Here is a 9710-nt window from a genome sequence, read left to right as displayed (position 1 = left end):
CGGCTGCGCCGGGCTGTGTCCTGCGGTCGTGCGTGCGCCTGCGGCGCGTTTCGGGCTTCGCCCGAAGTCCTCAAACGCCGGACGGGCTGGGGTTTGCCGGCGGGCGGTGTTTGTCAGCGGGCTGGGGTTGCCGGTGGGTTGGGGCGGGTTGTGCTGGCGCTCGCGCTGGTCCGGCGGCCGGTCGGTTTTCAGCCTGCCCGGCGTTTGAGGGCGAGGCGCGCAGCGCCGACAGGGCCGTCACCAGGCAGCACGGGGAGGGGGCATACGCAGCCTGCCCGGCGTTTGAGGGCGAGGCGCGCAGCGCCGGAACTTCGGTTACCAGGCGTCACGGGGAGCGGGCCGAAACCAGCCTGCCCGGCGTTTGAGGGCGAGCGCCGTTCAGGCGCGGCGCGGGCGCAGCCCGCGAACGGGGGTCGGGGGCGGAGCCCCCGCAGCGGGACGTGACGGGGGCAGCGAAGGCCGTTACGCCGTGTCGCCCGCCGCGAGGCGGTCCGCGGCCCGCTCCCCGCGCCGCGCCACAGGCACGACCCCGTGAGCCGCCCCCAGCCCCCACGGCGGCATCCCGTAGTAGAGGTTCTCGTACCGCCCCGCAGGGACCTCGTACGTCTCGTGCCAGATCCCCACCGCCCCCCGCCCCACCCGCACAGCCCGGTTGAACGCCGCCCACGCGGGCCTGTGCTCCCGGTCCGTCCGCGAGGCGTACTCGAGCAGCTTCTCCTTCGACGACCAGTACTGCACGACGTAGAACACCCGGGGATTCGCCGTCAGCAGGACATGGTGCAGCAGCCCGCTCTCCGGATCCCGCGACAGCTCCCGCAGCATCCGAGGCATCGCCCGGAACGCCGGCAGCCAGCTCCGCACCGACCGGAAGCGGTTGATCCGCATCCCGATCAGGAACACCACCACGTCCCCCCGCGCATCCGCGGTCAACCGCTCGTAGACCGGCTTCGCACCCATGACTGGCTCCCCTTGCCCGCGGCCTCCGCCGCCCCGTTGGATAGTGCCGCTATCTATGATTGGATAGTGCCACTCTCCAAGCGCGACCGCAAGGGGATACCGGAAAGGGCCGAGAGACATGCGACTGGCCGAGCTCAGCGAGCGCAGCGGCGTGAGCACCGCCACGATCAAGTACTACCTCCGGGAGGGCCTGCTCCCGCCGGGCCGCCGCGTCACCGCCACCCAGTCCGACTACACCGAGGACCACCTCCGCCGCCTGCGCCTGGTCCGCGCCCTGATCCAGATCGGCCGCGTCCCCGTCGCCGCCGCCCGCGAGGTGCTGAAGGCCGTCGACGACGACACCCTCGGCCAGAACGCCCGTATCGGCACGGCCGTCTGGTCCCTGCCCCACGACCCCCAGCCCGACCCCGGCGCCCCCGAGACCGAACGCGCGCGCCGCGAGGTGGACGCGCTGCTGGAGCGCCTCGGCTGGGGCTTCTCGACCGAGATGGGCGACCGGTCGCCCGCGTACCGCAGGCTCGTCGCCGCCGCGGCCACGCTGGCCCGGCTCGGCTATCCGTACGGCGTGGAGTACCTGCTGCCGTACGCGCGGGCCGCCGCGCAGCTGGCCCCGGCGGACCTGGCCATCGTCGAGTCGTTCCCCACCCCCGCCGAGCAGGTGGAGGGCGCGGTGGCGGTCTCGGTGCTCTACGAGCCGGTGCTGCTCGCCCTGCGCGGGCTCGCGGACGCGGAGGAGTCGGCCCGCCGCTTCGGCTACGCCGGCGGCGGCCCCGCGCTCCCGGAGTAGCCGGTCACAGCCGCCCTGTCTCCGGCGTCGAGCACGTCGAGGCGTCCGCGGGGCACCAGTGCGTGCGCCCGCCGACCAGGTGCAGCTCCAGATCCGCGTCGCTCATCCCGTTGCGGTCGAGGGCGGTCCGCAGGGCCGTCGGCGCGGGCTGCGGCGGCAGTCCGAGGACGCCGATCACCACGATCCCGTTACGGGCCTCGACGGACGCGATCTGCCACTTCCCGGTCTCGGCCCACAGCTCCGCCACCGGCCGCGCCTGCGCGGCCAGCGAGCGGTCCCGGGCGACGGCGAGCGTGCCCGTGGTCAGGGGCACGGCGATGAGCAGGAGCACCGCGACGACCGCGGCGATACTGCGGCCGCGGAAGTCGCCCACGGGCATGCCCGCCTCCTGCGCGCCCGCGCGCACGCCGTAGGCGAGGAAGACGATCGTGCCGGTGGCGACGATCGCGGCGACGTTGGTGGCGAACAGCAGCGCCGACTGGCTCGCGTCGTGGTAGCGCCCCACCGTGATCAGCAGCCCGGTGACGGCCAGCGGCGGCACCAGGGAGATGGCGATCGCGACGCCGGGCAGGGTGTCGGAGATGTCGGTGCGTACGAGCGCGAACGCGCCGACCGTGCCCGTGGCCAGGGCGGCGAGGAGGTCGATCAGCCGGGGGCTGATCCGGGAGGAGACCTGGCTGTTCGACGCGAACGCGTCCGGCGGCGCGACGATCCAGCCGAGCAGCATGCCGATCAACACCACCGCCACCGCCCCGCCCAGCACCAGCAGGGCGCTGCGCACCAGTTGGGAGCGCTCGGAGAGGACCAGCGCCAGCGCGCTGCCGAGGATGGGCGTCATCAGCGGGGCGACGATCATCGCGCCGATCACGGTGGCGGTCGAGTCGCCCACGACTCCCGCGCCCGCGATGACGGCGGCCAGCACCAGCAGCACCCAGAACCGGGTGGAGCTGGGGCTGCGCCAGGACCTTTCGATGAAGAGCGTGCCGGCCATCCGTCTGGCCGCGTCCGCGTCCACTCCCGCCATGGTCGTGACTCCTCGGGCCGGATGTTGGAGGACCTTCCCGTCAAGGGCGGGTGGGGCTGAGTCGAGCCTAGGAGTTTTCGGGCGGTACGCATCTCGGCGGATCACGGCTCCGGGCCTCGCGCGTCACGCGGTCGGCGGGTGCGCGGCGTGGGGCCCGCGTGCGGCGCGGGTGCGGGGATACGGTGCAGGTGATTCACGTATAAATCAACACATCACGGAGAAACCGTGAGCGAATTGCAGCAAGTCGCCCCGCCCGCGCCCGTCCTGGCGCCCGGGGCCCCGGACACCGGGCGGCCGCGCCGCGGCCGCCGCCGGCGTACGGCCGCCGTCGCCCTCGCGGTGCTCGCCGCGGTCGTCCTGACGGCCGTCCGTGCCGGCCTGCTCCGCCATCCGGGGTTCGAGGCCTGGCAGACCGTCTGTGTGGCGATCGTCGTGCAGGCGCTGCCGTTCCTGGTCCTCGGCACGCTCGTGTCCGGTGCGATCAGCGCCTTCGTGCCCCCGCGGGCACTGACCCGGGTGCTGCCGAAGCGGCCCGCGCTCGCCGTGCCGGTGGCCGGCTGCGCGGGTGTGGTGCTGCCCGGCTGCGAGTGCGCCTCGGTGCCGGTCGCCGGCAGCCTGATGCGGCGGGGCGTGCCGGCTCCGGCCGCGCTGGCGTTCCTGCTGGCCGCCCCAGCCGTCAACCCGATCGTGCTCACGGCCACGGCCATCGCCTTCCCCGGCAGCCCCGAGATGGTCGCGGCCCGGCTGGCCGCCTCGCTGGCCACGTCCATGGCGATGGGGTGGCTGTGGCTGCGGCTCGGCAAGGAGGAGTGGCTGCGGCTGCCCCGCCGGGCGGGCGCCGTCCACCACGGCGGCCGCTGGGCGGAGTTCCGCGACGGTGCGGGGCACGACTTCCTGCACGCGGGCGGGTTCCTGGTCGTCGGCGCCATGGCGGCTGCCACCTTCAACGTGACGGTGCCGCCGGGCGTGCTCGACGCGTTCGCCGGTTCGCCGTGGCTGTCGGTGCTGTTCCTGGCGGCGTTGGCGGTGGTGCTGTCCATCTGCTCGGAGGCCGACGCGTTCGTGGCGGCCTCGCTCACCGGCTTCTCGCCGACCGCGCGGCTGGTGTTCATGGTCGTCGGCCCGATGGTGGACCTGAAGCTGATCGCCCTGCAGGCCGGCACGTTCGGCCGGGGCTTCGCCGCCCGCTTCTGCACCGCCACGCTGGTGGTCGCCGTGGTGTGCGGCTCGCTCACGGGGTGGTGGCTGCTGTGACGCGCCTCGCCCGCCCCCTGCTGCTGATCCTCGTCGGCTGCGCGCTGCTGCACGTCACGGTGGCCACGGAGCTGTATCTGCGGTACGTCAAGGAGGGCCTGCGGCTGCCGCTGATCGTGTCCGGCGCGGCGCTGGCGGCGCTGGGCCTGCTGGGGCTGCTGCACGGCGGCCGCGAAAAGGGCGGCCAGGACAACGACCACGGCGACCACGAGCACAGCGACCACGACCACACCGCCCTGCCCCGCACCGCCTGGCTGATGCTGCTCCCGGCCCTGCTCCTGCTGCTGCACCCGCCCGCGCCCCTGGGCTCGTACACCGCGGGCCGCGACAGCGCCCGTACCGCGGCCTCCGCCTCCCCGCGCACCCCCGACACGCAACTCCGCTTCGCCCCGATGCCGGCCGGCGACACCGTGCCGATGCCGCTGTCGGAGTTCACGCTGCGCGCCCAGCACGACCGCAAGCAGAGCCTGAAGGGCCGGACCGTCCAGCTGACGGGCTTCGTCACCCCGGGCCGGGGCGGCTCCTGGCAGCTCACCCGGCTGGTGATCGCCTGCTGCGCCGCCGACTCGCAGGCCCGGAAGATCGAGATGCACGGCGTCCCCGCCCCGCCCGCCGACACCTGGGTCACGGTCACGGGCCGCTGGCACCCGCGCGGCACCCTGGGCACCCCTGCCGCGGCCAACGCCCTGGATGTCACCGCCCTGGTGGAGGTCCCCCAGCCCGCCAGCCCGTACACGGACACCGTGCCCGGCACGCCCGGCTACGGGTGAGGGCGGGCCTTCCGATGCGTCCGACGAACGCCGGTCCGCGCCGTACCGGTGGCCGGACCGGGCTGGCGGTTCGGCTGGGGCGGCACTCTCCGCCGACCGGGTGGCGAACCTGCCGGACGACGACTGGCGCCATCGTGGGCGCAGGCACCCCTGCCCAGGTCGCCGGCTGGATCGGCGCCGCGAGCCTGGAGCTGACTCCCGCCGACCTGGCGGAGATCACCTCCACCGGCGCCGGCGCGGGCCCCGCCCGCCCCTGAGACGGCGCGGGGCCCTGATCCGCGCGTGCGGATCAGGGCCCCGGAACCCTCAGCCCAGCCCGCTCACCGCGTCCGCCAGCCGCCCGGAGACGGTCGACGCCGCCGCGCTGTCCTCGGCGTCCGCCGCCTGGCGGGCCGCATGCAGCAGACCGGCGATGTCGGCCCGCTGTCCGGCCGTGAGCGTCGGACCCACGCGCTCCCAGACCAGCTCCAGCGCCGCGACCGACGCGGCCACGTCGCCGGCCTCGTCCGCCCGGGCGTCGGTGCCCAGCTGCCGCGCCCACAGGGCTAGCCGGGCGCGGTCCACGGTGGTGACCGGTTCGTAGCGCAGCCGCAGGTCGGTGATGTTCTGCTGCACCCGCAGGGCCGCGTCCTTGTCGCCCTTGGCGAGGGCGGCCAGGTCACGGTCCATCTGGCGCACCAGCAGCGCCGGGATCCGGTCGGCGGCCCGGTACGCCTGCCACGCCGCCGTGGTGGCAGCCGTGCCCCGGGCGTCCATCAGGGCTCGAAGCCGTGCGGGCAGCGGGCCCGGCGTGGCGTCGCCGGGGACGGCGAGCATGACCTGCTCCAGTTCGCTGCTCGGGGTGCCGGTGGAGAACTCGCCGTACCCCGGGGCGAAGACCTTGTCCTCCCGGCTGCCGTCCATGTGCAGCTCACCCGCCAGGATGGCGCCGTCGACCGGGCCGTACGGTCCGGCCACGGTCTTGCCGGCCTCCTTGACGGTGACCTGTTCGAAGACCCGGCCGGGCACGTTCTCCGGACGGTAGACGTCGCCCGCCTGCGGCCGCCCGGGCATGATCATCGCGGCGGGTCCGTCGCGGCCGGCCTGCCAGGTGCCCTCCGTGTCGGCGACGACGCCGTCCTCGTAGTTGAAGACGTCCTCGCCGAAGTACCACACGGAGCCGTCGTCGGCCTGGGCGTACCAGTCGTACGCCGTCTCCACGATCCGTCCGGCGGAGTACGCGGTGTACTGGCTGACCAGCACACGCACCGGCTCGCCGCGCCAGGTGATCGTCTTGGTCGCGGGCAGCAGCGTCACCTCGGTGCGGAACGGCTCGCCGTCCACCTGCCCGCCGTACACCGCCTGCCGGACACGGGCGGCCGGGAAGAGCGGGTTGTCGACGGCCAGCGGGGTGGAGAAGACGGGTGCCGCGAGGTCGACCCGCTTGCTGTCGGGTGCGATCGGCAGGCACTCCGGCTGCTCGCGGCCGGTGGCCTCGTCGACGACGTGGACGCACCCGGTCGTGGGTGCGGCCCGCGCGTCCTTGGCGGGGTCGGGCGGCGATCCGGTGCACGCGGCGAGCACGGTGGCGGTCGCGAGTGCGGCGCAGGCGGCGGGGGTACGAAGCACGGTCGGCCTCCTTCGTAGGGCCTGCTCCGACCATGGCACCGCACCCCTGACAGGACGCTGAACGCTCAGCGGGAACGCGGGCCCCGCCGCGCCGCTCACCCCCGCGCCGGCAGCGTGACCTCGAACCGGGCGCCGCCCCAGGCGCTGTCCGCCACCTCCACCCGGCCGCCGTGCGCCGCGACGACCTCCGCCACGATCGCCAGGCCCAGTCCGCTGCCGCCGCCGTCACGTGAGCGCGCCGGGTCCAGCCGTACGAACCGCTCGAAGACCCGCTCCCGGTCGGCCTCGGGGATGCCGGGACCGTCGTCGGAGACCGTGAGCCGCGCCTCGCCGTCCACCTCGCCCAGCGTGAACGCGACGCGCTCGCGGGCGTGCCGGGCGGCGTTGTCGCCGAGGTTGGAGAGCATCCGCCGCAGGGCCGCCGCGTCGCCGCCGACCCGGGCGGCCGAGACCCCGCTCGTGTCGATCCGCAGCCCGGTCCGCTCACGCAGCCGCGCCGCCTCCTCGAAGACCAGGTCGTCCAGGTCCAGCGGCTCGCTGACCGTGCCGAGCGCCCGCTCGTCCGCCCGCGCCAGCAGCAGCAGATCGTCCACGAGCCGCTGCATGCGCAGCGACTCCGCCAGCACCACACGGGCCAGCGGGGTACGCGGGGTGCGCTGCGGATGCGCGAGCGACACCTCCGCGTGCTGGCGCAGCGAGGCGACGGGCGAGCGCAGCTCGTGCGAGGCGTCGGAGATGAAGCGGCGCTGGCTGTCGCGGGCGTCCATGAGCCGGTCGAGCATCCGGTTCATGGTCGCCGCCAGCCGGGCGATCTCGTCGCGTGCGCGCGGCAGCGGGACCCGGCGGTGCAGTTCGGCGGCGGAGATCGAGTCGACCTCCCGCCGGATCGCCTCCACGGGCGCGAGCGCCCGGCCCACCGACCACCAGGTGACACCGGCCGTCAGCACCAGCAGCAGGGGCAGCCCGAACAGCAGCAGCCGTTCCACCAGCGCGGTGGTGTCGTTCACGCCCAGCAGCGCCCGCCCCACCAGCACGGTGCGCTGCTCACCGGCCGGCTGCCGCGCACCGGCGGCGACCACGAGGAACCGCTCGTCGTCCAGCGGCGTGTCCACCTGCGCCGACTCCCCGGGCCCGAGCCGGGCGAGCGCGGGCAGCCCGGCCACGTTGCGTCCTGCTTCTACGACGTTCCCGTGCTCGTCGAGGATCTGTACGAACTGCTCGTCGTGCACCGCCGCGTCGGCCGGCACGCCCCCGCGCCCCGCCGCGATCTCCCGCGCGATGCCGGCGGCCTGTCCCCGCGCCGCCTCCTCCACGTCCCCGGTCAGCTCGGCGCGCAGCAGCACGACCAGCGCCACCGCCCCCGCGGTCAGCCCGGCCGCCACGACGAGGACCGCGGCGAGGACTGTACGCAGCCGGACGCCGAGGTGCCATGCGCGCCGGTCACCCGCCATGCTCGTCCAACCGGTAGCCGGAGCCGCGCACCGTCTCGATCGCCGCGCGCCCGAAGGGGCGGTCGACCTTGTTGCGCAGGCGGCGGACGTACACCTCGACGATGTTGGGATCGCCCTCGAAGGCGAAGTCCCAGACCTGGCCGAGGATCTCGTGCTTGGACAGGGTCTCCCCGCGCCGCCGCAGCATCAGCTCCAGCAGCGCGAACTCCCGTGCCGTCAGACCGATCTCCGTACCGCCCCGGCGGACCGTCTTCGCGGCCGGGTCCAGCACCAGATCACCCGCGCCGAGCTGCGCGGGCCGCTCGTGGGTGTCGCGCCGCAGCAGCGCCCGCAGCCGGGCGACCAGCACGGCGTAGCTGAAGGGCTTGGCCAGATAGTCGTCGGCGCCGGCGTCCAGGCCGTGCACCTCGTCCCGCTCGGCGTCGCGCGCCGTCAGCATCAGCACCGGGGTCCACACGCCCTCGGCGCGCAGCGTGGCGCACAGCCGGTAGCCGTCGATCCCCGGGAGCATCACGTCGAGCACGATCGCGGCGTACGGCTGCTCGCGGGCCAGCCACAGCCCGTCGGTCCCGGTGGCGGCGGTGTCCACGGCGAACCCCTCGGCCTCGAGCCCCTCGCGGAGCCCGGCCGCGAGCAGCTCCTCGTCCTCGACGACCAGCACGCGCATGGGGTGATTCTCCCGTGCCGCCGCCTGCCCGCGCCCGGCGGTCCGCTCAGCCCTCGCCGCCGTCCGTGTCGTCGGCGCCGTCCTGCTCGTCGCCCAGCACCTTGAAGTTCTGGTCCAGGTGTACGTCCGTCCGGGTGCCGTCCGCGAGCGTCACCTCGACCTCGTAGTAGCCCTCCTCGTCGCCGGTCTCGGTACCGGTCACGGAACCCCCGCCGGTGTGCGCGAGCGCCGCGGCCGAGGCGCGCTCCAGCGCCGCACCGGTGATAGGGACCTCGCGTCCGTCGTCGTCGCCGGCCGCCCCCGCCATCGCGATACCGGCGCCGGTCCCGGCCAGCGCGACGGCGATCGAGGCGGTGACGATCCACTTCACCCTGCGTGTCACGGTCCGCTCCTCTCTCTGCCCGCCCAGTGTGCGGCGCCCGAGCTGAACGGAGGCTGAACCGGCCCCCCGCGGTGCCCGCCGGTGCTACTTGGGCGGCAGGGTCGCGGCGAAGGCGCGTCCCTCGTCGACCCAGTCACCCAGGGCGTCGTCCTCGGCGACGGCGTCGCCCGCGACGACGACCCAGCCGCGCATCGGCCGTCCCGTCATGTCGAAGACGCGCGCCCCCGGCCGGGCCAGCGCCGCGTCGGCGGCGTCCGGGCCGACGCGCACCATGAGATCGTCGCCGGTCACGCCGACCGCCATGTTGCCCTGGTACAGGAAGGCGATCCCGCCGAACATGCGCTTCTCCGTGACGCCCGGTTCCGCACCGAGCCGCTCGCGGATCCGCTCCGCCAGCCCCTCGTCGTACGCCATGGCACAACAAAAGGCCCCGGGTTGCGTCTCCGCAACCCGGGGCCTCGATCAATGTACCCCCGACCGGATTCGAACCGGCGCTACCGCCTTGAGAGGGCGGCGTGCTAGGCCGCTACACAACGGGGGCCTTGGTGATCCTCAACGTCGCCGCCCCTGGGTGCGACCCAGGTGGAGGCGGAAAGAAAAGGATCTGTACCCCCGACCGGATTCGAACCGGCGCTACTGCCTTGAGAGGGCAGCGTGCTAGGCCGCTACACAACGGGGGCTTTGATCTTTCGATCGAGATCACTCACGTGATCCGCTGGGGTACCAGGACTCGAACCTAGACTAACTGAACCAGAATCAGTCGTGCTGCCAATTACACCATACCCCACCAAAACTCAACCCCCTGAGGGG

At 74.3% G+C, this 9710-nt stretch carries 10 protein-coding genes, 3 tRNA genes and 1 pseudogene; 4 read left to right on the top strand and 10 right to left on the bottom strand.

The features are described from left to right. Positions 1-462: 462 nt before the first annotated feature. Positions 463-957 carry a DUF4188 domain-containing protein gene (locus AB0M28_RS17850; RefSeq protein WP_365405085.1) on the bottom strand — a complete coding sequence of 165 codons (495 nt, stop codon included), beginning with the start codon at positions 955-957 and terminating at the stop codon, positions 463-465. Between the two features lie 94 nt (positions 958-1051). Here AB0M28_RS17850 and AB0M28_RS17845 point away from each other — a divergent pair. Beyond that, positions 1052-1744: pseudogene (locus AB0M28_RS17845) on the top strand (MerR family transcriptional regulator); the annotation flags it as partial. Between the two features lie 4 nt (positions 1745-1748). Here the strand turns inward: AB0M28_RS17845 and AB0M28_RS17840 are convergent. Then, entirely contained in the window at positions 1749-2768 is a 1020-nt protein-coding gene (locus AB0M28_RS17840; protein WP_365405082.1) for a DUF389 domain-containing protein, read from the bottom strand. Positions 2769-3002: 234 nt separating this feature from the next. On the opposite strand from AB0M28_RS17840, the gene AB0M28_RS17835 reads away from it, so the two are divergent. The 3 genes from AB0M28_RS17835 (at position 3003) to AB0M28_RS17825 (ending at position 5049) form a co-directional block, all read left to right on the top strand. Beyond that, complete coding sequence (locus AB0M28_RS17835) at positions 3003-4022, top strand: permease (RefSeq protein WP_365405175.1); 1020 nt, start codon at positions 3003-3005, stop codon at positions 4020-4022. After that, positions 4019-4792 carry a TIGR03943 family protein gene (locus AB0M28_RS17830; RefSeq protein WP_365405079.1) on the top strand — a complete coding sequence of 258 codons (774 nt, stop codon included), beginning with the start codon at positions 4019-4021 and terminating at the stop codon, positions 4790-4792. The genes AB0M28_RS17835 and AB0M28_RS17830 overlap by 4 nt, the downstream gene beginning before the upstream one ends. 134 nt (positions 4793-4926) lie before the next feature. Further along, positions 4927-5049: a hypothetical protein gene (locus tag AB0M28_RS17825; protein WP_365405077.1), complete on the top strand. Its 123-nt coding sequence runs from the start codon at positions 4927-4929 to the stop codon at positions 5047-5049. Between the two features lie 49 nt (positions 5050-5098). Here AB0M28_RS17825 and AB0M28_RS17820 read toward each other — a convergent pair whose 3' ends face one another. The 8 genes from AB0M28_RS17820 to AB0M28_RS17785 all read right to left on the bottom strand — a co-directional run bounded on the left by AB0M28_RS17820 (position 5099) and on the right by AB0M28_RS17785 (position 9687). Next, the gene (locus AB0M28_RS17820) at positions 5099-6400 is read right to left on the bottom strand and encodes a hypothetical protein (protein WP_365405074.1); all 1302 of its coding nucleotides are present in this window, start codon (positions 6398-6400) and stop codon (positions 5099-5101) included. A 95-nt stretch (positions 6401-6495) separates the two neighbouring features. Next, positions 6496-7851, bottom strand: a complete 1356-nt coding sequence (locus AB0M28_RS17815; protein WP_365405071.1) for an ATP-binding protein — start codon at positions 7849-7851, stop codon at positions 6496-6498. Next, positions 7841-8518: a response regulator transcription factor gene (locus AB0M28_RS17810; protein WP_365405069.1), complete on the bottom strand. Its 678-nt coding sequence runs from the start codon at positions 8516-8518 to the stop codon at positions 7841-7843. The genes AB0M28_RS17815 and AB0M28_RS17810 overlap by 11 nt, the downstream gene beginning before the upstream one ends. Positions 8519-8564: 46 nt before the next feature. Further along, on the bottom strand, positions 8565-8900 hold the full coding sequence (locus AB0M28_RS17805) for a hypothetical protein (RefSeq protein WP_365405067.1): 336 nt from the start codon (positions 8898-8900) through the stop codon (positions 8565-8567). An 84-nt stretch (positions 8901-8984) separates the two neighbouring features. Then, complete coding sequence (locus AB0M28_RS17800; RefSeq protein WP_365405064.1) at positions 8985-9314, bottom strand: TfoX/Sxy family protein; 330 nt, start codon at positions 9312-9314, stop codon at positions 8985-8987. A gap of 54 nt (positions 9315-9368) precedes the next feature. Continuing rightward, positions 9369-9441: transfer RNA gene (locus AB0M28_RS17795), tRNA-Glu, on the bottom strand. Between the two features lie 66 nt (positions 9442-9507). Next, positions 9508-9580: transfer RNA gene (locus AB0M28_RS17790), tRNA-Glu, on the bottom strand. 35 nt (positions 9581-9615) lie between these two features. Continuing rightward, positions 9616-9687: transfer RNA gene (locus AB0M28_RS17785), tRNA-Gln, on the bottom strand. Between the last annotated feature and the right edge of the window lie 23 nt (positions 9688-9710).

The sequence above is a fragment of the Streptomyces sp. NPDC051940 genome (assembly GCF_040680895.1).
Classification (GTDB): Bacteria; Actinomycetota; Actinomycetes; order Streptomycetales; family Streptomycetaceae; genus Streptomyces.
Note: the sequence above shows the minus strand (reverse complement) of the source record. Positions and strands in the feature narration are given on the sequence as shown.

Bases quoted from the DNA above. Each gene is read 5' to 3' on its own strand.
- AB0M28_RS17850 (WP_365405085.1), bottom strand. From the start codon at position 957: ATGGGTGCGAAGCCGGTCTACGAGCGGTTGACCGCGGATGCGCGGGGG.
- AB0M28_RS17840 (WP_365405082.1), bottom strand. From the start codon at position 2,768: ATGGCGGGAGTGGACGCGGACGCGGCCAGACGGATGGCCGGCACGCTC.
- AB0M28_RS17815 (WP_365405071.1), bottom strand. From the start codon at position 7,851: ATGGCGGGTGACCGGCGCGCATGGCACCTCGGCGTCCGGCTGCGTACA.
- AB0M28_RS17810 (WP_365405069.1), bottom strand. From the start codon at position 8,518: ATGCGCGTGCTGGTCGTCGAGGACGAGGAGCTGCTCGCGGCCGGGCTC.
- AB0M28_RS17800 (WP_365405064.1), bottom strand. From the start codon at position 9,314: ATGGCGTACGACGAGGGGCTGGCGGAGCGGATCCGCGAGCGGCTCGGT.